We start from the raw sequence: 22,043 nt of genomic DNA, 5'->3' as shown, positions 1-22,043 counted from the left end.
ATTGCCAGAACCCTGAGGAAGCTGTGCTAAAGTCAGCGTCCTTTTCATCGACATTCGCGTGATATGACCGACTCCAGTCTCTCCGCAAGCCCATCAAGCTTGAAAATCTACTTCCGCCTGCTCGGCTATGTCCGGCCGTACATCAGCCTGTTTCTGATCAGCATCGTCGGTTTTCTGATTTTCGCTTCGACGCAGCCAATGCTGGGCTACATCCTCAAGTACTTCGTCGACGGTCTGTCCAACCCTGAAGCGGCACTGTTTCCAACCGTGCCCTACCTGCGCGACCTGCAACTGCTGCAGGCGGTGCCGTTGTTGATCATCTTGATCGCTGCGTGGCAGGGATTGGGGTCGTATCTGGGCAACTATTTCCTGGCCAAGGTTTCCCTGGGCCTGGTCCATGACTTGCGGGTCCAGTTGTTCAACAACCTGCTGGTATTGCCAAACCGGTATTTCGACAAGCATAACTCGGGGCATCTGATTTCACGTATCACCTTCAACGTGACCATGGTCACGGGGGCGGCAACAGATGCGATCAAGGTCGTTATTCGTGAAGGCATGACAGTGATCTTCCTGTTCGCCTCGCTGCTGTTCATGAATTGGCGCCTGACGCTGGTCATGGTCGCCATCCTGCCGCTGATTGCCATCATGGTGCGCACGGCCAGCAAGAAATTCCGCAAGCAGAGCAAGAAAATCCAGCTGGCCATGGGGGACGTGACACACGTGGCCTCGGAGACCATCCAGGGCTATCGCGTAGTGCGCAGCTTCGGCGGTGAAGCCTATGAAGAAAAACGCTTCTTCGACGCCAGCCAGGGCAATACCGACAAGCAACTGCGCATGACCCGCACCGGTGCCATCTACACGCCGCTGCTGCAATTGGTGATCTACACCGCCATGGCCGTGCTGATGTTCCTGGTGCTGTTCCTGCGCGGCGATGCGTCCGCCGGTGACATGGTGGCCTATATCACCCTGGCCGGCCTGCTGCCCAAGCCGATTCGCCAGCTGTCCGAAGTCAGCTCGACCATCCAGAAGGGGGTGGCCGGTGCCGAAAGTATCTTCGAGCAACTGGACGTCGAGCCTGAAGTCGATACCGGCACCGTCGAACGTGATGTGGTCAGCGGTCGCCTGGACGTGCGCAACCTCAGCTTCACCTACCCTGACACCGAGCGTCAGGTGCTCAATGACATCAGTTTCTCGGTCGAACCCGGGCAAATGGTGGCGCTGGTGGGGCGTTCGGGTAGCGGCAAGTCGACCCTGGCCAACCTGATTCCGCGTTTCTATCACCATGACAAGGGCGAGATCCTCATCGATGGCGTCGAAGTGGAACAGTACAAGCTGTTGAACCTGCGTCGGCATATCGCCCAGGTGACCCAGCACGTGACCCTGTTCAGCGACACCGTGGCCAACAACATCGCTTATGGCGACCTGGCCGGTGCCCCCCGTGAAGACATTGAAAAAGCGGCCAAAGATGCCTACGCGATGGATTTCATTGCGCAATTGCCCGACGGCCTGGACACCCAGGTCGGGGAAAACGGCGTGCTGTTGTCCGGTGGCCAGCGCCAGCGCCTGGCGATTGCCCGGGCACTGTTGAAGAATGCTCCGCTGCTGATTCTCGATGAGGCGACATCGGCACTCGATACCGAGTCCGAGCGGCATATTCAGGCAGCGCTGGATCAGGTCATGAAAGGTCGCACCACGCTGGTGATCGCTCACCGCTTGTCGACCATCGAGAAAGCTGACCTGATCCTGGTCATGGATCAGGGGAAAATCGTCGAGCGCGGCACCCATGATCAACTGCTGGCGCAAAACGGCTACTACTCGCGCCTCAACGCGATGGGCCTCGACGCCCCGGCCGAAGACATCGCCTGACCCCGAAGGGGCGAGCCTGGCTCGCCCCTTCGCACGGGTGTCGTCTGGCGGGTTTTTTGCTCAAAAAATGAGCAATAAAACCCGGCGAATCATCCGGTTGCAGCCACCGCACAAGCCGACACCAACCCTGTGTTAATATCGCGCCCCTGTTCATTCTGTATGTGGGTTGCACCATGAAGTTGTCCATGCCGCGATTCGATCAAGCCCCTGTCTTGGTGGTCGGCGATGTCATGCTCGACCGTTACTGGCATGGTGGTACCTCACGGATTTCTCCTGAGGCGCCGGTGCCGGTGGTCAAGGTCGATCACATCGAGGACCGCCCGGGCGGTGCTGCCAACGTTGCCTTGAACATTGCTGCCCTGGGGGCTCCGGCCTCGCTGGTCGGCGTAACCGGCGACGATGAAGCCGCCAACAGCCTGGTCAACAGCCTCAAGGGCGCTGGCGTGCGGGCCATCTTCCAGCGCATTGCGCACCAGCCGACCATCGTCAAGCTGCGGGTCATGAGCCGTCACCAGCAACTGCTGCGTATCGACTTCGAAGAGCCTTTCGCCACCGACGCCCTGGCGTTGGCGGCGCAAGTCGATGAGTTGCTTGAAGGCATCAAGGTGCTGGTGCTGTCCGACTACGGCAAAGGCGCGCTGAAAAACCATCAGGCGCTGATCCAGGCCGCCCGTGCCCGTGGCATTCCGGTGCTGGCCGATCCCAAGGGCAAGGATTTCTCGATCTACCGTGGTGCGAGCCTGATCACGCCAAACCTCAACGAATTCGAAACCATCGTCGGTGGTTGCGCCGATGAGCACGAACTGGTGAGCAAGGGCGCGCAGCTGATGCACGACCTGGACCTCGGTGCCTTGCTGGTGACCCGTGGCGAGCATGGCATGACCCTGCTGCGTCCGGATCACCCGGCGCTGCACTTGCCGGCTCGCGCCCGTGAAGTGTTTGACGTAACCGGCGCCGGCGACACGGTGATTTCCACCCTGGCGGCCGCGATTGCCGCTGGCGAAGAACTGCCCCACGCGGTGGCCCTGGCCAACCTGGCGGCTGGTATCGTGGTCGGCAAGCTCGGTACGGCGGCCATCAGTGCGCCGGAGCTGCGTCGTGCGATTCAACGCGCGGAGGGTTCCGAGCGCGGTGTGCTGGGGCTTGAGCAGCTGTTGCTGGCGGTCGATGATGCGCGCGCGCATAACGAACGGATTGTCTTCACCAACGGTTGCTTCGACATCCTGCATGCAGGCCACGTGACCTATCTGGAACAGGCACGGGCCCAGGGCGATCGCCTGATCGTGGCGATCAACGACGATGCATCGGTCAGCCGCCTGAAAGGGCCGGGCCGTCCGATCAACAGCGTCGACCGGCGCATGGCGGTGCTGGCCGGTCTGGGAGCGGTGGACTGGGTCATCAGTTTCCCGGAGGGTACCCCGGAAAACCTGCTGAGCGCGATCAAACCGGACGTGCTGGTCAAGGGCGGCGACTACGGGATCGACCAGGTCGTCGGCGCGGACATCGTGACAGCCTACGGCGGTACCGTGAAAGTGCTGGGGCTGGTGGAAAACAGCTCGACCACCGCGATTGTCGAGAAGATCCGCAAGTCCGAGTAACACTCGGGCTTTTTGTGGCGAGGGGGCTAGCCCCCGTTGGGTCGCGAAGCGACCCTAAAGCCTGCAATCGTGATGTGCCTGAAACATCGCATACGATGAATATGCGACTGCTTCGCAGCCGAACGGGGGCAAGCCCCCTCGCCACAAGAATCCACGTGATCTTCCTATCGTGCCGCCTTGCGCGGCACCATCCTCTTCAGCAATTGCTTCGCCTTCCCGCGCAACCGCGCCAGCCCCGAATCCTTCCCGGGTGGTGTCAAACCCTGCTGCCTCACCCAGTCTTTCCAGCGAATTCGCTCATCCCTCACCAGCCAGCCTTCCTGCCGGGCAAAGCTCTCGGCCAGGTACAGCCCGCGCGTGCTGGCCGGGTACAGCTGATCCTTTTTCAAGGTGTAGAGCTCAGCCATCGGGTGGCCGTCCTGCAAGGGCATCAAGTACAGATCGGGGCGCTTGCGGTCGAGGCGGGCGACAAGTTGATCGCCTTCCAGTCTTTCATCGACATGGAACAGGCTCAGGGATTTGGCGTCCTTGGGAACGTCCAGGCGCAAGTCATAGATCAGTTGCAGCGACGCCGTCGGCAAATGCACGTAAGCCCGCGGACGCTCAATCAGCATCAGGTTGGCGCAACGTACCGGCCGCGCCGAGCCGGACAGTGGCGACAAACGAAACGGCAGCGCTTCACGGTAATGCAGGGCGGCCGAGTAGGGCGCCGGCAGCCAGGTGTCATTGAACCGCCCGCCGAGCCAGCCTTCCGGGGTTTCCAGCAGGCATTCTTCGGCAATCTCCTGGATCGCCGTGTGCAGTGGCAGGTTCAGCTCATGGGCCGGCACGTACCCGGAAATCAGCTTGAGCACCACATCGCCGCGGTCTTGCCGGCGTTGGCGCACCAGCACCCAATAGTCGCGATTTTGCCAATGCAGGGTAAGGCGCACCGAAACCCCGAGATTGGCCAGCTCCAGGGCAAACCGTTCGCTGTCGCCGACCGTCACCGGGCGACGACGTTGCAGGGTCTGGGAGAAATTCAGCGGCCTGCCGACGCTCTGATAAGCCAGGCCTTCGGGAGTCGCTTCGACGAATAACGGCAGGGTCTTGAAGTTGCTCGGGTTCTTTCTGATGAGCGTACGCGACATGTCGGCTCCTGCTTAAGGCCGCGTGGGCGGCATCAGTGGCTACGTAGGACCTGGGCAACGGTCGCGACATTGTGGGCGAGGTGCAGCGGGTTGATGGTCCCGACAATAGCACTGGCAACACCCGGATGTTCAAACAAAAGCTCGAAGCTGGCGCGCACCGGATCGATGCCCGGACTCAGGCATGCATGACCACTGGCGAGGGCTTTTTTGACCAGAATGGCTTTGCCGTGTGCAGCAGCATAGTCAATGACGGCCTTCTCGTTTTGTTCGTTCAGATTGTAGGTGACCATCGCGCAGTCGCCTTGCTCCAGCGCCTTCAGGCCGCCGTCGACGGTTTTGCCGGAAAAGCCGAAACCGCGAATCTTGCCTTCGGCCTTGAGCTCGGCGAGGGTGGCGTAGACTTCGCAGTCATTGAGGATCGCCAGGTCGTTACCATCGGAGTGCACCAGCACCAGATCGATGAAGTCCGTTTCCAGGCGTTGCAGGCTGCGTTCCACCGACATTCGCGTGTGTGCAGCGCTGAAATCGTGACGGGACTGGCCGTCGACAAACTCTTCGCCGACCTTGCTGACAATCACCCACTCCTGACGCTGACGGCGCAGCAATGGGCCGAGGCGTTCTTCGCTGCGACCATAGGCCGGGGCGGTGTCGATCAGGTTGATGCCCAGGTCGCGGGCGAGTTTGAGCAGCATGCGGGCTTCATCGTCATCGGGAATCCGGAAGCCGTTGGGGTACTTCACCCCTTGGTCGCGGCCCAGTTTTACCGTGCCCAGGCCCAGGGGCGAAACCAGCAGGCCGGTGCTGCCCAGCGGGCGATGCAAGTCGTGCAGGGTCGGTTGGCTCATGGCAGCAGTTGCTCCCAGGCAGGTACGCCCATCGGCGGCTTCGGCAGATCAGGCAGCGCTGCCGGGTGACTTGGCTGGATGCCGTCGCGGGCCAGGCTGGCGATGACCCGGTCGGCGAAGTCTGGCGCCAGGGCGAGTTTGGTCGGCCAGCCCACCAGCAGGCGGCCTTCTTCGGCAACAAAGGCGTTGTCGGGACGCGTCAGCCCCGATTGCAGCGGTTCGGCGCGATCCACGCGCAGGGTCGCCCATTGCACCGTGCTCAGGTCGATCCAGGGCAGCAATTGGCCGAGTTCTTTCTGTGCGGTGGCGATTTGCTCGTTGGGCTCACGGGCCACGCCTTCGGATTCCGCGATATCGCCGCCCAGGTACCAGACCCATTGGCCATCCGCCGCCGGGTGCGTGGTCACGGTGATGCGCGGCTTGGTACCGCCACCCAGGCAGTGGGCGTATAGCGGTTTGAGGCTCGGCCCCTTGGCGATGATCATGTGCAACGGGCGACGCTGCATGGCGGGCTGGTCCAGGCCCAGTGCTTCAAGCAATGCTGCGGTTCCGGCGCCGGCGCTCAGGACGATGCGTTGGGCGCGGATTTCGCGCTCATCCACCTTCAGGCCCAGCAGCACGCCACCTTCGAGCAACGGTTCGATTTTCTGCCCGGCAAGCAAACCGTCTCCCGCCAGATCGGCCAGGCGCTGGATCAGGCTTGGCACATCGACCACCAGTTCCGCCAGGCGATAGACCTTGCCCTTGAAGCGCTTGTCCTGCAGGGCTGGCGGCAATTGCTCGCCCTTGACCTGATCGACGCGGCCGCGCACGGCTTTGCTGGCAAAGAAACTGGTGAGGTTGCCGGCGAGGGTGCCGGGGGACCACAGGTAATGGGCTTCGGACAGCAGGCGAACGCCGGACAGATCCAGCTCGCCGTCACCGGCCAGGGCTTCACGCCAGCGGCGCGGCATGTCGGCGATGGCTTCCGAGGCGCCGGTCAGGGCGCCATGCAGCGCGTATTTGGCGCCGCCGTGGATGATGCCCTGGGACTTCACGCTCTGCCCGCCGCCGAGGCTGGCGCTTTCCACCAGCACGGTCGAAAAACCCTGGCGGCGCAGGCGCGCATTCAGCCAGAGGCCGGCGACACCAGCGCCGACAATCAGAACGTCGGTGGAAATAACGGATGGCATGCAGCGACCTCTGTGTTCAAGACGAGGGCGCAGTATACAGACTCGAAGAAGAGTGGATTTGTTGGTGATCAATGTGGCGGACGCAAATCCTGTGGGAGCGAGCCTGCTCGCGATAGCGGTGGGTCAGTCAACATTGATGCTGAATGCCATGCCGCCATCGCGAGCAAGCCCGCTCCCACAATGGATCGGGTTTCTAATTTTAGTGGCCGGCAGTATTGGAGAAAAGCTGGATGACCACGACGCCCAACACAATCAACGCCATCCCCAGCATCGCTGGTACGTCCAGCTTCTGCCCATAGATAAACAGCGCCGCGACGCTGACCATCACGATCCCCATGCCGGCCCACACGGCGTACGCCACACCCACGGGAACGCTGCGCACCACCAGGGTCAGCATCCAGAAGGCAATCCCGTAGCCGAGGATGACCAGCACCAGTGGCAGCGGGGTACTGAGGCCTTTGACGGCTTTCATCGAAACAGTCGCAATCACTTCGGCGCAGATGGCTATGGCCAGGTAGTAGTAAGCGGTCATGGGTCAATCCTCGTGTGAAGTGTTGCTCTCTGAGGTCGGCATTCTAGTGATTCGCCAGATGCGGTAAAGTCATTACCTATCTATTTGAAAGATGGGTTGATCCATGAGCATGCAATGGAATCTGGAGCAGTTGCGGTTGTTTGTCAGCGTAGCGGAGCAGCGATCGTTTTCTGCCGTGGCGCGGGATCAGCGCAAGGCGCAGTCGGCGGTCAGCAGTTCGATAGCGTTGCTGGAGGAAGACCTGGGCGTCAGCCTGTTCGACCGCAGCAGCGGCCGTCAACCGAAGCTCACTGAAGCCGGCACGGCTTTGCTGGACGAAGCGCGGGAGGTGTTGCGCCAGTGCGAACGGCTCAATGGCCGGGCGTTGGCGATGATGCGCGGTCAGGAGGCACGACTGCGTGTGGCGCAGGATGAAGCGATGCCTTATCAGCCGATCATCGAAAGCTTCGAGGCCCTGGCGGAAAAATTCCCCAGCCTTGAAGTGCAACTGACCAGCGCCGCCCAAGGCGATGTCGCGCGCAAGCTGGTGGAACGGCGCGCGGATCTGGGGCTGCTGTTCTTTCACGATCAGATTCCAGAGGCACTTGAGCGGCGGGTGCTGGGCAGCGTGGAAATGGTCACGGTGTGCGGCAAGGATCATCCGTTGGCGCGCAAAGGCGCAGTGGACGGCCAACAACTGGCACAGCATCGGCAGTTGCTGATGTCCACGGAGTCGAGCATTTATCCCGGCAGTGATCCCGCCAGCCCGCAAGTCTGGCGCGCCGACAGTTTCTATGTGATGGCCGAATGGCTGGTGCGTGGCCTCGGCTGGGCCTGGCTGCCACGCCACGTGGTGCAGTACCCGACCTATCAGAATCAGATGGTCGAACTGGTCAGCGAATGGACCCCGCCAGCCCTGGTGGTGGAGCTGGTATGGCGCAGGGATGAACCGCTCGGTCCGGCCGCGCGCTGGCTCGCCGAACGTTTTGCCGTGCACTTGCAGGCGATTGGTGAAAAAAGCCGATAAACTCCGCCGCCATGAATAGAACTCTCTACACCGCGCTGTTTTATCTGGGGCTGCCACTGGTAGCGATTCGGCTTTGGCTGCGCGCGCGCAAGGCGCCGGCGTATGCCAGGCGCATCGGCGAGCGCTTCTCCTACGGGATGCCGGTGATGAAACCGGGCGGCATCTGGGTGCACGCCGTCTCGGTGGGCGAAAGCATTGCTGCCGCGCCGATGATCCGCGCCTTGCTGGCGCGCTACCCGGATCTGCCGATCACCGTGACCTGCATGACGCCGACCGGTTCGGAGCGCATCCTGGCACTGTTCGCCAATGAGCCGCGCATCCAACACTGTTATTTGCCTTACGACCTGCCTTGCGCTGCCCGGCGCTTCCTCGATCGGGTCCGGCCGAAACTGGCGGTGATCATGGAAACCGAGCTGTGGCCCAACCATATCCATCAGTGTGCCAAACGCGGGATCCCTGTGGCGTTGGCCAATGCGCGGCTGTCCGAGCGTTCGGCCAGGGGCTACGGCCGGTTCCCCAGGCTGACCCAGCCGATGCTGGCCGAGATGAGCCTGTTCGCGGTGCAGACCGAAGCCGAAGCCCGACGCTTGCGCGACCTGGGCGCGCGGGCGGAAACCGTCGAAGTGACCGGTTCGATCAAGTTCGACCTGACCATCGACCCGCAACTGCTTGAGCGCGCCAGCCAATTGCGCGGGCAATGGCAGGCGCTGGAGCGACCGGTGTGGATCGCGGCCAGTACCCATGACGGCGAAGACGAGGTGGTGCTGACGGCCCATCGTCAGTTGCTGGACAGTCACCCCGATGCCTTGCTGATTCTGGTACCGCGTCATCCGGAACGCTTCAATTCGGTGTACGGGTTGTGCCTGCAACAAGGGTTCGCCACGGTCCGGCGTTCCAGCGGCGATGCGGTCAGTGCGAATACTTCAGTGCTGCTTGGCGACACCATGGGCGAGTTGCTGTTTCTCTACGCCCTGGCTGACAGTGCTTTTGTCGGCGGCAGCCTGGTGCCGAATGGCGGGCATAACCTGCTGGAGCCGGCGGCCCTGGCCAAACCGGTGCTGAGCGGGCCGCATCTTTTCAACTTCCTCGAAATCGCCGCGCAGTTGCGCAGTGCCGGGGCGTTGCAGGAAGTGGAGGATGCCGAAGGCCTGGCGGTGGCGGTGCAGCGGTTGTTTGAACTGCCGCTTGATGCGCAGCGCATGGCAGAGGCCGGGTTGAATGTGATGCGCGCCAATCAGGGTGCGTTGCAGCGGTTGCTGGACGGGTTGGGGCGGTTGATCGACCGATAGGCCGTGCTGCCTTCATTCGCGAGCAAGTCGAATCGTCGCACCGCCGCTCCCACATTGGATCTTCTGTGAGCACAGGTTTTGTGTACGACAGTAGGTCAATGTGGGAGCGGTGGTGCGGCATTCCGACTTGCTCGCGAAGCTTTTGCTTTTACTGCTCCGGTCTCGCTTTCAACTGCTCAGCCGCAGCCTTGGCCAGATCCGGCGGCAGGAAATCCTTGTCCGGGTTGTAGTTGGGATTGAGCCAGCGTTTCAGGTCTTGCAGATCCCCCGGATTCAACGTGCCGGCCTGTTGCTTCAGACGCAGGTTGTCGAGGATGTAGTCGTAGCGGGTGTTGTTGTAGTCGCGCACCGAGCTGTACAGCTGGCGCTGCGCATCCAGTACGTCGACGATGTTTCGCGTGCCCACCTGATAGCCGATTTCCGTCGCTTCCACCGCACTCTGGTTGGAGATGATTGATTGCTTGCGCGCCTGTACCTGCTCGACATCGGTGTTTACCGCGCGGTGCAGGTCGCGGGTGTTTTCCACGATCTGTCGGCGCAGGGACTCGCGCTGCTGCTCGGTCTGGTCCAGTTGTGAATACGATTGACGCACCTGGGAGCTGATCAGGCCGCCGCTGTAGATCGGTATGTTCAGTTGCAGGCCAACGGTCGTTTGCTCGACGTTGCCACCGTACGGCAGGGGTTGGTTGTTCGGGTTGCTGAAGCCCAGTGCGTCGTTGTCGCCTTTCTCGTACTTGGCTATCGCATCAACCGTTGGCAAGTGCCCGGACTTGCGCTGCTTGAGGGTTTGCTCGGCGGCGCTGACGGCATAGTTGCTGGCCAACAGATTGAGGTTCTGCCGGCCCGCCGTTTCGACCCAGGCCTTGGCGTCGTTCGGTGCTGGCGGCAGGATCGGCAAGTTATGGCTGATGCCCCAGATCGAGTTGTACTGGCGGTTGGTCAGGGTGATCAATGCTTCAAAGGCGTCGTCCACCTGGCGCTGCGCAACGATGCGGTTGGCGCGTGCGGTGTCGTAGCTGGCTTGTGAGTTCAATACGTCGGTCTTGTCCGAGAGGCCGACATCGAAACGCTCGTTGGATTGATCGAGCTGGCGTTTGAACGCCGCTTCTTCGGCCTTGGTCGAGGCCAGGTTGTCCTGGGTGCGCAGCACGTTGAAATAGCTGTCAGCGGTTTGCAGGATCAGGTTCTGCTCGGTCGCCGAGAGTTGCAGGGCGGCCTGTTCATTGACTTCCTTGGCGGCCTGGAACTGGAACCAGCGGTCAGCCCGGAACAGCGGCTGCGCCAAAGTGGCCTGGTAGGAATGAGCATCGCGGTTGGACGTGGCGGACGGTTGATCGAGATCCGTACGCACCTCGGAAATATTGGCGCCGCCCGAGAGGTTCGGCAGCAGCCCGGCGCGGGCCTGGGGTACGACTTCCTTCTGCGCGCCGTATTGGGCAATGGCAGCCGCCAGATCGGAGTTGTTGTTGACGGCTTCCTGATAAACGCTGACCAGGTCCGTCTTGGTCGATAAGGGCACATCTGCTGCCCAGGCCATTCCATTGGACGCACAAGACACGGCAAGGGCCAGTGAGAGTTTGCGCAGCATAGATGTTCCCTAGATTTGATATTACACAGATAATTTGAACGCCAAGGCTAAGGCGCTGCTTTGACAGCGTCAATGCGCGGCTCAGCGTAGCGAGTGTAGTTGTGCATTCGGGTGGCAACAATCCTGATACTGCGTGCAATAACGCCATTCATCATGGTGTTTGCCGTGGGGTTGGCGTTCTTTGCCAGTTGTGTCTAGACTGGCCGGGTTCTTGTCGGGGTGCCTTGCTATGAGGCTGAGATCGAATAATTTCGGATCCCGTTGAACCTGATCAGGTTAGCGCCTGCGTAGGGAACAAGATTTCTCGTCACCCGGCGAGTCCTCTTGTGCTTCGTCCGGGATGTTGTTCGACAATCGAACACCCCTCGAGCACCGAGCACAGCACAGCTGGTTTTCCCAGCGCCCGTGCGTCCATTCGTTTACAGGTTCGCTCCGACAAAAATCCACTGCCTGGATGCTGTCTGGAGAGCCCGTGATGACTACAAAAGCAAAAATCGCCACCAACCTGAGTGACTCGGCCAAGGTCGATCAGCAATCGGTTCAGCCGTTTACCCGCTCGCAAAAAATTTATGTCCAGGGCACCCGCCCGGACATCCTCGTGCCGATGCGCGAAATCAGCCTGGACGTGACGCCGACCGACTTCGGCGGCGAGGTCAACGCACCGGTGGTGGTGTACGACACCTCGGGCCCGTACACAGACCCCAATGTCATCATCGATGTGCGCAAAGGCCTGGCCGACGTGCGTTCGCCGTGGATCGAATCCCGTGGCGATACCGAGCGCCTGAGCGGCCTGAGCTCGAATTTCGGCCAGGAACGTCTTGCCGATCCGGAGCTGACCAAGCTGCGCTTCGCTCACGTCAACAATCCGCGTCGCGCCAAGCCGGGTGCCAACGTCAGCCAGATGCACTACGCGCGCAAAGGCATCATCACCGCCGAGATGGAATACGTTGCCATCCGCGAAAACATGAAGCTGGAAGTGGCTCGTGCCGCCGGCCTGCTGGACCAGCAACACGCCGGCCACAGCTTCGGTGCCAGCGTGCCGAAAGTCATCACTCCAGAATTTGTCCGTGAGGAAATCGCCCGTGGCCGCGCGATCATTCCGGCCAACATCAACCACACCGAACTGGAACCGATGATCATCGGCCGTAACTTCCTGGTGAAGATCAACGGCAACATCGGCAACAGCGCCCTGGGTTCGTCCATCGAAGAAGAAGTGGCGAAACTGACCTGGGGCATTCGCTGGGGTTCGGACACGGTCATGGACCTGTCCACCGGCAAGCACATCCACGAAACCCGCGAGTGGATCATCCGCAACTCGCCGGTGCCGATCGGTACGGTGCCGATCTACCAGGCCCTGGAAAAGGTCGGCGGCGTGGCCGAAGACCTGACCTGGGAGCTGTTCCGCGACACGCTGATCGAACAGGCCGAGCAGGGCGTCGATTACTTCACCATCCATGCCGGCGTGCTGTTGCGCTACGTGCCGATGACCGCCAAGCGCGTGACCGGCATCGTCTCCCGTGGCGGTTCGATCATGGCCAAGTGGTGCCTGGCGCACCACAAAGAGAACTTCCTCTACACCCATTTCGAAGACATCTGCGAAATCATGAAGGCCTACGACGTCAGCTTCTCGCTGGGCGATGGCCTGCGTCCGGGCTCGATTGCCGATGCCAACGACGAAGCGCAGTTCGGCGAGCTGGAAACCCTCGGCGAGCTGACCAAAATTGCCTGGAAACACGACGTGCAATGCATGATCGAAGGCCCGGGCCACGTGCCGATGCAGTTGATCAAAGAGAACATGGACAAGCAGCTGGAGTGCTGCGACGAGGCGCCGTTCTACACTCTCGGCCCGCTGACCACCGACATCGCGCCGGGTTACGACCACATCACCTCCGGTATCGGTGCGGCGATGATCGGCTGGTTCGGTTGCGCCATGCTCTGCTACGTCACGCCGAAGGAGCATCTGGGCCTGCCGAACAAGGATGATGTGAAGACCGGGATCATCACCTACAAGATCGCCGCGCATGCCGCCGATCTGGCGAAGGGTCACCCGGGCGCGCAGATTCGCGACAATGCCTTGAGCAAGGCGCGCTTCGAGTTCCGTTGGGAAGACCAGTTCAACCTGGGCCTCGATCCGGACACCGCCCGTTCGTATCACGATGAAACCCTGCCGAAGGATTCGGCCAAGGTCGCGCACTTCTGCTCGATGTGCGGGCCGAAATTCTGCTCGATGAAGATCACCCAGGAAGTCCGCGAATACGCGGCCAACCAACGGATCGAAGCGGTCGACGTGGACGTCGCCCAGGGCATGGCCGAACAGGCCGAGCGCTTCAAGCAGGAAGGCAGTCAGCTGTACCAGAAAGTTTGATCTGACCTGAAAAGGTGGGGCCTGAAAGGGCCTCATCGCCAGCAGGCTGGCTCCCACATTGGATCTGTGGCGTTCACAAGTCCCCTGTGGGAGCCAGCCTGCTGGCGATAGCGGTCGACACAACAACAAATGTCCCTCTGAGATAACACCTTTGAGCATTCAACCCAGCACTTACTCCCCCGATATCGCGGTGCCGACCGACAAGCGTGTGTTCGGCGGTCGTGACCTGTTTTCCCTGTGGTTTTCCCTCGGCATCGGCCTGATGGTCTTGCAGACCGGTGCATTGCTCGCGCCAGGCCTGGGCCTGTCGGGTTCGTTGCTGGCGATTTTCCTCGGCACCCTGGTCGGCGTTCTGCTGCTCGCGGCGGTCGGGGTGATTGGCAGTGATACCGGCCTGTCGTCGATGGCCGCGCTCAAGCTCAGCCTCGGCACCAAAGGCGCGAGCCTGCCGGCGGTGTTGAACCTGCTGCAATTGATCGGTTGGGGATCGTTCGAAATCATCGTCATGCGCGACGCCGCCAGCCTGTTGGGTGCGAAGGCGTTCAGTGATGGCAGCCTGCTGTCCAATCCGGTGTTGTGGACCCTGTTCTTCGGCGCACTGGCGACCCTGCTGGCTGTTAGCGGTCCGTTGACCTTCGTGCGGCAGATCCTGCGTAAATGGGGCATCTGGCTATTGCTGGCCGCTTGCACCTGGCTGACCTGGAACCTGTTCGCCAAGGCTGACCTGGCCGCGTTGTGGGCCCAGGCCGGTGACGGTTCGATGCCGTTCGCCGTGGGTTTCGACATCGCCATTGCCATGCCGTTGTCGTGGTTGCCGCTGATCGCCGACTACTCGCGCTTCGGCAAGCGGGCGAAAAACGTCTTCGGTGGCACCGCCATCGGTTTCTTCATCGGTAATTTCTGGCTGATGAGCCTGGGCGTGGCCTACACCCTGGCGTTCGCGCCGAGCGGTGAAGTCAATGCGTTGCTGCTGGCGCTGGCCGGTGCCGGCCTGGGGATTCCGCTGTTGCTGATTCTTCTGGATGAATCGGAAAACGCCTTTGCCGATATTCACTCGGCAGCGGTGTCCAGCGGGATTCTGTTGCGTGCCAAAGTCGAACACCTGGCCCTGGCTATCGGCGTTATCTGCACGCTGATTGCCCTGCTGGCGCCGTTGGCCCAGTACCAGAATTTCCTGCTGCTGATCGGTTCGGTGTTTGCGCCGTTGTTCGGCGTGGTGCTGGTGGACCACTTCATCCTGCGCAAGCGTAGCAGCCAGGTGGCCTCGGCGGCACTGCGCTGGCCGGCGCTGCTCGCCTGGCTGGGCGGGGTCAGCACCTATCATGTGCTGGCCAACCTGTACCCGGATGTCGGCGCCACCCTGCCGGCACTGGTCCTGGCAGGGCTGCTGCAGCTTGTGCTGGGCCGGGCCTTCAGTTACGGCCGGGAAACAGCTCGGGCTTGATAATGCCGTTCAGGCGAGGGTAGGGGATCTTCAGTTCGACATGGCCCAGCGCGTAAGGCGCGATGCTGCTGGTTTCGTACTTGAGGATCACCCCACCGTAGGTCAGTGCCACGTTCCGGGTTTTCTGGAACGGCCAGCTCTTCACGAACTCCGGTTCCTGATCGAGCTTGGTGCTGATCAGCCAGCTGTTGTGCGCCACCTGCGCCGCTTTCCAGAACGCTTCTTCCTGCCCTGGCACCAGCATGTCTGACAGCGTCAGCACTTTATGCTGCTGGCGCGAATAGTTGATGAAACCTCGACCTGGGGTGCCATGGGCACTGCCGGTGTCCAGGTAACTGGACAATTCGACGATCACCAAGCCGTCATGCTGCTCACGTACCTTAGCCTGCAGATAGCTGCTGTTGCGCGGGCCGGCGGTGCGCAAAAACTCTTCGCGATAGGCCGCCAGGGTCGGGGCGACCGGCGCGTCGGGCGAGGTGCGGGTCATTTGCAGCAGGCGTTTTTCGATGATGCCGTCAAGTGCAGGCTCGGCCGGGAAGTGCAGGGTGTCGATGTTGACCAGCGGGCAATCCGGGTTGCTGCAACCGGGCTTGAGTTGCTCGGAAGCGTCGCGGGTGGTTTCCAGCGGTGTCCGGTAGTTGGGCTGGAACAGGCTCGCGCAAGCGCCCAGGGTCAGGGCGATAGCGGCCACGGAGGCGATTTTGAAAAGCGACATGAGCGTCCTTTCTGAAACAGGGGGGGCAAAAAGTTACCGGCTTCGACTCTCAACAAAGCAGTCAGTTCGCCACTAAGCTAATTAGAGTGGGTTTCGCCCTCACCGTCTATCCCGCTGACGGGAAAGGGGCTGCATCAAACATCACGGGCGCGTTAGGATGGCGCGAAGTCGAGGCCCAGGAAAAAAAGGAGCCTCGAACAGGATTTGCAGTAAAAGAGGATTGTCATGACGGATTTTGCCAACGCCATTCCGATCGCCGTTGATATCGTGCGGCGCGAAAAGTGCTACGAGGGCTTTTACAAACTCGAACGCGTGCACTTGCGCCACGAATTGTTCGCCGGGGGCATGAGCCGCGAGATCAATCGTGAAGTGTTCGTTCGCCATGACGCGGTCTGCATGCTGCCCTACGATCCGCAGCGCGATGAAGTGGTGCTGATCGAGCAGTTTCGCGTCGGCGCCATGGGCAAGACCGACAACCCGTGGCTGATCGAACTGGTCGCTGGTCTGATCGATAAGGATGAAGTGCCGGAAGCAGTTGCTCACCGCGAGGCGCAGGAGGAAGCTGGGCTGGAAATCGGGGCGCTCTGGCCGATGCTCAAATACTTTCCATCGCCGGGCGGCAGCAACGAATTCGTGCATCTGTACCTGGGGCGTTGCGACACAACCGGGGTTGGCGGCCTGCATGGGCTGGAGGAAGAGGCAGAAGATATTCGCGTCACGGTCTGGGCTTTCGACGATGCCCTGCAAGCCGTGCGCGACGGACGTATTGCCAACGCGGCGAGCATCATTGCCTTGCAATGGCTGGCTTTGAACCGCGCTGAAGTGAGGGGGTTATGGTCGTAAACAAGCTGCGCGATCGCTATCGGGTGGACCTGGTGGGGCTGCAAGCGTCCTGCGAGGCGAACTACGCGCGCCTGATGCGACTGCTGCCGGACATGCGCAGCGAGCCCGCCGCGCGGCGCATCGCCGTGACCCATGGCGACCAGATGCTGGGTGTGCTGGCTCTGGAAGTGTTGCTGACCTGTCCCTACACCACGACCCTGCAAGTGCGTCAGGAACACAGCCTGCCGTGGTTGCCGGTGCCGCAACTGGAAGTGCAGGTCTATCACGACGCGCGCATGGCCGAAGTGGTCAGCGCCGAACATGCGCGACGCTTTCGCGGCATCTATCCTTACCCGAACGCCTCGATGCACCAGCCGGACGAAAAGGCCCAGTTGAACATGTTTCTGGGCGAATGGCTGAGCCATTGCCTGGCGCTGGGGCATGAGTACGAAGTCGTCCGTTAACTGAGCGCCGCAGTTGTGAACTGTGTCAGGTTCACAGATTTCCCCTTTCGACCGTCCCCCAGCATAATTGCGGCACTTACCCATCCCCGTGATCACGCCCTGGGAGAACGCCTTGCCGAGCGTATCCACATTGACCACCGCCGATCCGGCGTTGCTGGTGCAACTCTCCGACAGCCACCTGTTTGCCGAAGCGGACGGTGCGTTGCTGGGCATGAACACCCGCGACAGTCTGCAAAAGGTCATCGAGTTGGTGCGCGCGCAACAGCCGCAGATCAATCTGATCCTGGCCACGGGTGACCTGTCCCAGGACGGGACGCTTGCGTCCTATCAGCAATTTCGCGAGATGACGAGCCAGTTGGATGCGCCGGCGCGCTGGATTCCCGGCAACCACGACGAGCCGCAGATCATGGCCGCGGCGGCGGTGCAGAGTGCTTTGCTCGAACCGGTGGTGGATATCGGCAACTGGCGGGTCACGCTGCTCGACTCGGCGGTGCCGGGCTCGGTGCCGGGTTATTTGCAGGACGAACAGTTGCAGTTGCTCGCCCGCGCGTTGAGCGAAGCGCCGGAACGCCACCATCTCGTGTGCTTCCACCATCATCCGGTTTCGATTGGTTGCGCGTGGATGGAGCCTATCGGTCTGCGCAATCCTGAGGCGTTTTTTGAAGTGCTGGATCGTTTTCCACAGGTGCGTGCCGTGCTGTGGGGACATGTGCACCAGGAAATCGATCAATTGCGTAACAGCGTGCGTCTGATCGCCTCGCCGTCCACCTGCATTCAGTTCGAGCCGGGCAGCGAGGATTTCAAGGTTGGAGAGCAGGCGCCGGGCTATCGCTGGTTGCGGCTGTTGCCCGACGGGCGGCTGGAAACCGGGGTGGAGCGGGTTACCGGGTTCGATTTCACTGTGGATTACGGCTCCAACGGCTACTGACTGTTCATTTTTCAGGTAGACCGAGGCGCGGCCTTCGCGAGCAAGCCCGCTTCCACATTGGATCTGCGTCATTCACAAATCCCCTGTGGGAGCGAGCTTGCTCGCGATGACGTCTTCAAAGACACCTCGAATTCTGCGGATATCCCCGATTCCCCAGAGTCCCTGTAAACTCCGTCTCTTTAGCCGACGTCAGGGAGCTCAAATGTCCGGTTCGATCCTTTATATCCACGGCTTCAACAGCTCGCCGTTGTCGAAGAAGGCCTGTCAGTTGGTCGAGGTGATGGAACGACTGGGCCTGAGCGAACACTTGCGCGTTCCGGCGTTGCACCACCACCCGCGCCAGGCTATCGACCAGCTGGAACAGGCGATTGCCGAGCTGGGGCGGCCACTGCTGGTCGGCAGCTCGCTCGGCGGCTACTATGCCACTCACCTGGCCGAGCGCCTTGGCTTGAAAGCCCTGTTGATCAACCCTGCCGTCAGCCCGCACCGGATGTTCGACGGCTTTCTGGGGACGCAGAAAAACCTGTATACCGAAGAGACCTGGGAAATGACCCACGACCACGTGACGGCCCTGGCCGAACTGGAAGTGCCGGCACCCCAGGAGCCGCAGCGTTATCAGGTATGGTTGCAGACAGCTGACGAAACGCTGGACTATCGCCTCGCCCAGCAGTATTACCGGGCATGCGCCTTGCGTATCCAGGCCGGCGGCGACCACAGTTTCCAGGGTTTTGCCACGCAACTGCCGGCCATGTTGAGTTTTGCCGGCATTGGCGCCGATTTGTATCAGGCAATCGATTTCACCGCATTGTGAGCGATAGCCCCATGAATTCTTTTTTCACCGAACACTGACGACGAGACCCCATGGCCACTCCCAGCGCTAGCTCTTATAACGCAGACGCCATCGAAGTCCTCTCGGGCCTCGACCCGGTGCGCAAACGCCCCGGCATGTACACCGACACCAGTCGGCCGAACCACCTTGCCCAGGAAGTCATCGACAACAGTGTCGACGAAGCCTTGGCCGGGCATGCCACATCGGTGCAGGTGATCCTGCATGCCGACCATTCCCTGGAAGTCAGCGATGACGGCCGTGGCATGCCGGTGGATATTCACCCCGAGGAAGGTGTTTCGGGCGTCGAACTGATCCTCACCAAGCTTCACGCCGGTGGCAAGTTTTCCAACAAGAACTACCAGTTCTCCGGCGGCTTGCACGGGGTCGGCATTTCCGTGGTCAACGCCTTGTCCACCGAAGTGCGGGTGCGGGTCAAGCGTGACGGCAACGAATACCAGATGACCTTCAAGGATGGCTACAAGGCCACCGAGCTGGAAGTCGTCGGCACTGTTGGCAAGCGCAATACCGGCACCAGCGTGTTCTTTGCGCCGGATCCGAAATATTTCGACTCCCCGAAATTCTCCATCAGCCGCCTCAAGCACGTGCTCAAGGCCAAGGCCGTGTTGTGCCCGGGGCTGCTGGTCAGTTTTGAAGACAAGGCCACCGGCGAGAAAGTCGAATGGCATTACGAAGACGGCCTGCGTTCCTACCTGGTGGATGCGGTCAGCGAATTCGAGCGCCTGCCGGACGAGCCGTTCTGCGGCAGCCTGGCCGGTAATAAAGAAGCGGTGGATTGGGCGCTGCTGTGGCTGCCGGAAGGTGGCGACGCGGTGCAGGAAAGCTACGTCAACCTGATCCCGACCGCCCAGGGTGGCACCCACGTCAACGGTTTGCGTCAGGGCCTGCTCGACGCCATGCGCGAGTTCTGCGAATTCCGCAGCCTGTTGCCGCGCGGTGTGAAGCTGGCGCCGGAAGACGTCTGGGAACGCATTGCCTTCGTGTTGTCGATGAAGATGCAGGAGCCGCAATTTTCCGGCCAGACCAAGGAGCGCCTGTCGTCCCGTGAGGCGGCGGCGTTCGTCTCCGGTGTGGTCAAGGATGCCTTCAGCCTGTGGCTCAATGCCAACCCGGAAACCGGCATGCTGCTGGCGGAACTGGCGATCAACAACGCCGGCCGTCGCCTCAAGGCCAGCAAGAAGGTCGAGCGCAAACGCATTACCCAAGGCCCGGCGCTACCGGGCAAGCTGGCCGACTGTGCCGGACAGGACCCGATGCGTTCCGAGCTGTTCCTGGTGGAAGGTGACTCCGCCGGCGGCTCGGCCAAGCAGGCACGGGATAAAGAGTTCCAGGCGATCCTGCCGTTGCGCGGCAAGATCCTCAACACCTGGGAAGTCGACGGCAGCGAAGTGCTGGCCAGCCAGGAGGTGCACAACATCGCCGTGGCCATCGGCGTCGACCCGGGCGCGGCGGACATGAGCCAGCTGCGCTACGGCAAGATCTGCATCCTCGCCGACGCCGACTCCGACGGTCTGCACATCGCGACCTTGCTCTGCGCGTTGTTTGTCCAGCATTTCCGCCCGTTGGTGGATGCCGGTCATGTCTATGTCGCCATGCCCCCGCTGTACCGCATCGACCTGGGCAAAGAGATTTACTACGCCCTCGATGAAGCCGAACGCGATGGCATCCTCGATCGTCTGGTGGCCGAAAAGAAACGCGGCAAGCCGCAGGTCACCCGATTCAAGGGGTTGGGTGAAATGAACCCGCCGCAGCTGCGCGAGACCACCATGGACCCGAACACCCGGCGCCTGGTGCAGCTGACCCTGGAAGATTTCGAGGCTACCTCGGAAATGATGGACATGCTGCTGGCGAAGAAACGCGCCGGCGACCGCAAGACCTGGCTGGAGTCCAAGGGCAACCTGGCCGAGGTATTGGGCTGATGCGTCTGGGCTTTGCCCTGGCCTGCGGGTTGATGTTGACGTCGATCGCGGTATCCGCCGAGCCGGCGATACAGTTGCGCCTGTTGTCCGAGCATGTCGTCGACGGCATGCGCGGCGGCAACCTGTCCGGGCTGGCGCAGTGCGGCAATGAACTGTGGGCGGTTTCCGACCGCGACGATGATCAGATCTACCGCCTCGATACCAGCGAATCTGCCTGGCAGGCCGAAACGGTGCACATTGACGTACCGACGGTGCCTGACAGCGGATTGCCCTGGGGGCTGAAGTCTCGCGTTTGGGGCGCTTCGTTCGTGCGTGGCGGTAATCTGGACTTCGAGGGCATCACCTGCGACAGCGCCGGTAATCGTTATGTGGTCAGTGAAGGCCATGCCGCTGTCTTGCAGGTGCCGCCAACGGGGCCTGCCTCTTGGTTGAAAATCTCGCCGATGCTGGTTCGCGAGGCGCGGGCCAGTGGCCTGCTGTTGCAATTCAACGCGCTGTTCGAAGGGCTGGCGATCAATCCGGCGGGCGATCAGATGTGGCTCGCCGCCGAACGTCAAGGCCGCGGGCTGCTGATGATCAAGCGCAAACAGACGTTGTGGGACTGCGACGGTGGCTGCGTGCTGCTGAGCGAGGCGGGCATGGAAATGCAGCCCCAGCAGTTTCCCCACGCCAGAGCTGTCCCGCGGGATTTCTCTGACCTGTCGCTGTTCAACGGCAAGCTGTTCACCCTTGAACGCAACGCTTACCAGATCTGCCGCCGGGATCCGCAGACGGCCAAGGTCGAGCGCTGCTGGTCGTACGCCGCCGAGTTGTTGCAGGAAAACCGTCGTTATCCACAGAACTACGGGCTGGAAGAAGCATTGATAGTGGATGCCGATGGCGCCTGGGTCGGTGTCGACAACAACTTTGGCGCGCGCGCCGATGGCGAAGTGCGTCCGGTGGTCTGGCGCTTCGCTGCACCGGAAGGTGGCTGGAGTGCCAAGCCATGAGCCGACAAACGCCGGGTCAGCGCATCGGTCGGGTGTTTATGGTACTGGCCTGGTGTGCGGCGCTGTTTCTGGCGACGCGGTTTTTCGGCCAGTGGGAAGCGCGACAGCAAAATCCGAATGTGGTGGTCAGCTCGCAGCAGGGCGAAGGTTTCATTGAGGTGAAACTGGTCAGCAATGCCCAGGGGCATTTTGTCGCCAGTGGCCAGATCAACGGCCAGACGGTGGACTTCATGCTCGACACCGGGGCGACCGATGTGTCGATCCCGGCGGACCTGGCCAGGCGCTTGAAGCTCGAAGAAGGATTCGGCGTGACCCTGAGCACGGCCAATGGCTTCAGCCAGGGCTATCGCACCCGTATCGAGCGCCTGCAACTGGGCGACATCGTGTTGCACGACGTGCGCGCATTGGTGGCGCCGGGACTGCATGGCGATCAGGTGTTGCTCGGCATGAGCGCACTGAACAAACTTGAATTTACCCAGCGCGGTGGCACCATGCTGCTGCGCCAGACAACGAACCGATGAGGC

Annotated in this window: 19 protein-coding genes and 1 riboswitch; of the genes, 13 read left to right on the top strand and 6 right to left on the bottom strand. The window is 61.4% G+C overall.

The features are described 5' to 3' along the window. Positions 1-63 precede the first annotated feature (63 nt). Both msbA and hldE read left to right on the top strand, forming a co-directional pair. Positions 64-1,866 carry a lipid A export permease/ATP-binding protein MsbA gene (gene msbA, locus AB4Z35_RS03250; RefSeq protein ID WP_442096010.1) on the top strand — a complete coding sequence of 601 codons (1,803 nt, stop codon included), beginning with the start codon at positions 64-66 and terminating at the stop codon, positions 1,864-1,866. A gap of 173 nt (positions 1,867-2,039) precedes the next feature. After that, on the top strand, positions 2,040-3,464 hold the full coding sequence (hldE, locus tag AB4Z35_RS03245; protein ID WP_007991528.1) for a bifunctional D-glycero-beta-D-manno-heptose-7-phosphate kinase/D-glycero-beta-D-manno-heptose 1-phosphate adenylyltransferase HldE: 1,425 nt from the start codon (positions 2,040-2,042) through the stop codon (positions 3,462-3,464). A gap of 164 nt (positions 3,465-3,628) precedes the next feature. Here hldE and AB4Z35_RS03240 read toward each other — a convergent pair whose 3' ends face one another. From AB4Z35_RS03240 to AB4Z35_RS03225, 4 genes are all read right to left on the bottom strand, one after another. Next, the gene (locus AB4Z35_RS03240; protein WP_442096009.1) at positions 3,629-4,594 is read right to left on the bottom strand and encodes a metal ABC transporter ATPase; all 966 of its coding nucleotides are present in this window, start codon (positions 4,592-4,594) and stop codon (positions 3,629-3,631) included. A 32-nt stretch (positions 4,595-4,626) separates the two neighbouring features. Further along, complete coding sequence (locus AB4Z35_RS03235; protein WP_116262964.1) at positions 4,627-5,439, bottom strand: aldo/keto reductase; 813 nt, start codon at positions 5,437-5,439, stop codon at positions 4,627-4,629. Beyond that, the gene (locus AB4Z35_RS03230) at positions 5,436-6,611 is read right to left on the bottom strand and encodes an NAD(P)/FAD-dependent oxidoreductase (RefSeq protein ID WP_442096008.1); all 1,176 of its coding nucleotides are present in this window, start codon (positions 6,609-6,611) and stop codon (positions 5,436-5,438) included. Before AB4Z35_RS03230 ends, AB4Z35_RS03235 begins: the two co-directional genes overlap by 4 nt. Before the next feature lie 199 nt (positions 6,612-6,810). Continuing rightward, a complete protein-coding gene (locus AB4Z35_RS03225; protein WP_007996562.1) occupies positions 6,811-7,143 on the bottom strand; it encodes a DMT family transporter in 333 nt (110 codons plus the stop codon). A gap of 103 nt (positions 7,144-7,246) precedes the next feature. On the opposite strand from AB4Z35_RS03225, the gene AB4Z35_RS03220 reads away from it, so the two are divergent. Together AB4Z35_RS03220 and waaA are read left to right on the top strand one after the other, a co-directional pair. Continuing rightward, positions 7,247-8,149 carry a LysR family transcriptional regulator gene (locus tag AB4Z35_RS03220; RefSeq protein ID WP_177413774.1) on the top strand — a complete coding sequence of 301 codons (903 nt, stop codon included), beginning with the start codon at positions 7,247-7,249 and terminating at the stop codon, positions 8,147-8,149. An 11-nt stretch (positions 8,150-8,160) separates the two neighbouring features. Continuing rightward, complete coding sequence (waaA, locus tag AB4Z35_RS03215) at positions 8,161-9,438, top strand: lipid IV(A) 3-deoxy-D-manno-octulosonic acid transferase (protein WP_442096007.1); 1,278 nt, start codon at positions 8,161-8,163, stop codon at positions 9,436-9,438. 148 nt (positions 9,439-9,586) lie between these two features. On the opposite strand, the gene AB4Z35_RS03210 is transcribed toward waaA, so the two are convergent. Continuing rightward, complete coding sequence (locus AB4Z35_RS03210) at positions 9,587-11,026, bottom strand: TolC family outer membrane protein (RefSeq protein WP_442096006.1); 1,440 nt, start codon at positions 11,024-11,026, stop codon at positions 9,587-9,589. A 205-nt stretch (positions 11,027-11,231) separates the two neighbouring features. Further along, positions 11,232-11,337: riboswitch (TPP riboswitch) on the top strand. A 164-nt stretch (positions 11,338-11,501) separates the two neighbouring features. Between AB4Z35_RS03210 and thiC the strand changes: the two genes are divergently transcribed. Continuing rightward, positions 11,502-13,391, top strand: a complete 1,890-nt coding sequence (gene thiC / locus AB4Z35_RS03205; protein ID WP_442096005.1) for a phosphomethylpyrimidine synthase ThiC — start codon at positions 11,502-11,504, stop codon at positions 13,389-13,391. Between the two features lie 151 nt (positions 13,392-13,542). Then, positions 13,543-14,835, top strand: coding sequence for a putative hydroxymethylpyrimidine transporter CytX (gene cytX, locus AB4Z35_RS03200; protein ID WP_442096004.1), 1,293 nt, complete (start codon positions 13,543-13,545; stop codon positions 14,833-14,835). Here cytX and AB4Z35_RS03195 read toward each other — a convergent pair. Continuing rightward, a complete protein-coding gene (locus AB4Z35_RS03195) occupies positions 14,804-15,550 on the bottom strand; it encodes an RsiV family protein (RefSeq protein WP_442096003.1) in 747 nt (248 codons plus the stop codon). The genes cytX and AB4Z35_RS03195 overlap by 32 nt on opposite strands. A gap of 225 nt (positions 15,551-15,775) precedes the next feature. Between AB4Z35_RS03195 and AB4Z35_RS03190 the strand changes: the two genes are divergently transcribed. From AB4Z35_RS03190 to AB4Z35_RS03160, 7 genes are all read left to right on the top strand, one after another. Beyond that, positions 15,776-16,393 carry an NUDIX domain-containing protein gene (locus AB4Z35_RS03190; protein WP_442096002.1) on the top strand — a complete coding sequence of 206 codons (618 nt, stop codon included), beginning with the start codon at positions 15,776-15,778 and terminating at the stop codon, positions 16,391-16,393. After that, a complete protein-coding gene (locus tag AB4Z35_RS03185; protein ID WP_007977461.1) occupies positions 16,384-16,836 on the top strand; it encodes a DUF1249 domain-containing protein in 453 nt (150 codons plus the stop codon). The genes AB4Z35_RS03190 and AB4Z35_RS03185 overlap by 10 nt, the downstream gene beginning before the upstream one ends. Positions 16,837-16,948: 112 nt before the next feature. After that, the gene (gene cpdA, locus AB4Z35_RS03180) at positions 16,949-17,764 is read left to right on the top strand and encodes a 3',5'-cyclic-AMP phosphodiesterase (RefSeq protein ID WP_442096001.1); all 816 of its coding nucleotides are present in this window, start codon (positions 16,949-16,951) and stop codon (positions 17,762-17,764) included. 202 nt (positions 17,765-17,966) lie between these two features. Then, complete coding sequence (locus AB4Z35_RS03175; protein ID WP_442096000.1) at positions 17,967-18,575, top strand: YqiA/YcfP family alpha/beta fold hydrolase; 609 nt, start codon at positions 17,967-17,969, stop codon at positions 18,573-18,575. 50 nt (positions 18,576-18,625) lie between these two features. After that, positions 18,626-20,530, top strand: a complete 1,905-nt coding sequence (gene parE, locus AB4Z35_RS03170; protein ID WP_007996550.1) for a DNA topoisomerase IV subunit B — start codon at positions 18,626-18,628, stop codon at positions 20,528-20,530. Next, positions 20,530-21,519 carry an esterase-like activity of phytase family protein gene (locus AB4Z35_RS03165; protein WP_442095999.1) on the top strand — a complete coding sequence of 330 codons (990 nt, stop codon included), beginning with the start codon at positions 20,530-20,532 and terminating at the stop codon, positions 21,517-21,519. Before parE ends, AB4Z35_RS03165 begins: the two co-directional genes overlap by 1 nt. Then, positions 21,516-22,040 carry a retropepsin-like aspartic protease family protein gene (locus AB4Z35_RS03160; protein ID WP_442095998.1) on the top strand — a complete coding sequence of 175 codons (525 nt, stop codon included), beginning with the start codon at positions 21,516-21,518 and terminating at the stop codon, positions 22,038-22,040. The genes AB4Z35_RS03165 and AB4Z35_RS03160 overlap by 4 nt, the downstream gene beginning before the upstream one ends. The last annotated feature ends 3 nt before the right edge of the window (positions 22,041-22,043 follow it).

Source organism: Pseudomonas sp. KB_15 (assembly GCF_052114525.1).
In the GTDB taxonomy this organism is placed as follows: domain Bacteria; phylum Pseudomonadota; class Gammaproteobacteria; order Pseudomonadales; family Pseudomonadaceae; genus Aquipseudomonas.
The sequence above is the reverse complement of the archived record's forward strand: the minus strand, read 5'-3'. Positions and strand labels throughout refer to the sequence as shown.

Bases quoted from the DNA above. Each gene is read 5' to 3' on its own strand.
- AB4Z35_RS03165 (WP_442095999.1), top strand. From the start codon at position 20,530: ATGCGTCTGGGCTTTGCCCTGGCCTGCGGGTTGATGTTGACGTCGATC.
- waaA (WP_442096007.1), top strand. From the start codon at position 8,161: ATGAATAGAACTCTCTACACCGCGCTGTTTTATCTGGGGCTGCCACTG.
- AB4Z35_RS03220 (WP_177413774.1), top strand. From the start codon at position 7,247: ATGAGCATGCAATGGAATCTGGAGCAGTTGCGGTTGTTTGTCAGCGTA.
- AB4Z35_RS03190 (WP_442096002.1), top strand. From the start codon at position 15,776: ATGACGGATTTTGCCAACGCCATTCCGATCGCCGTTGATATCGTGCGG.
- parE (WP_007996550.1), top strand. From the start codon at position 18,626: ATGGCCACTCCCAGCGCTAGCTCTTATAACGCAGACGCCATCGAAGTC.
- AB4Z35_RS03225 (WP_007996562.1), bottom strand. From the start codon at position 7,143: ATGACCGCTTACTACTACCTGGCCATAGCCATCTGCGCCGAAGTGATT.
- AB4Z35_RS03185 (WP_007977461.1), top strand. From the start codon at position 16,384: ATGGTCGTAAACAAGCTGCGCGATCGCTATCGGGTGGACCTGGTGGGG.
- AB4Z35_RS03230 (WP_442096008.1), bottom strand. From the start codon at position 6,611: ATGCCATCCGTTATTTCCACCGACGTTCTGATTGTCGGCGCTGGTGTC.
- AB4Z35_RS03175 (WP_442096000.1), top strand. From the start codon at position 17,967: ATGTCCGGTTCGATCCTTTATATCCACGGCTTCAACAGCTCGCCGTTG.
- AB4Z35_RS03160 (WP_442095998.1), top strand. From the start codon at position 21,516: ATGAGCCGACAAACGCCGGGTCAGCGCATCGGTCGGGTGTTTATGGTA.
- AB4Z35_RS03195 (WP_442096003.1), bottom strand. From the start codon at position 15,550: ATGTCGCTTTTCAAAATCGCCTCCGTGGCCGCTATCGCCCTGACCCTG.
- msbA (WP_442096010.1), top strand. From the start codon at position 64: ATGACCGACTCCAGTCTCTCCGCAAGCCCATCAAGCTTGAAAATCTAC.
- AB4Z35_RS03210 (WP_442096006.1), bottom strand. From the start codon at position 11,026: ATGCTGCGCAAACTCTCACTGGCCCTTGCCGTGTCTTGTGCGTCCAAT.
- hldE (WP_007991528.1), top strand. From the start codon at position 2,040: ATGAAGTTGTCCATGCCGCGATTCGATCAAGCCCCTGTCTTGGTGGTC.
- AB4Z35_RS03240 (WP_442096009.1), bottom strand. From the start codon at position 4,594: ATGTCGCGTACGCTCATCAGAAAGAACCCGAGCAACTTCAAGACCCTG.
- thiC (WP_442096005.1), top strand. From the start codon at position 11,502: ATGACTACAAAAGCAAAAATCGCCACCAACCTGAGTGACTCGGCCAAG.
- AB4Z35_RS03235 (WP_116262964.1), bottom strand. From the start codon at position 5,439: ATGAGCCAACCGACCCTGCACGACTTGCATCGCCCGCTGGGCAGCACC.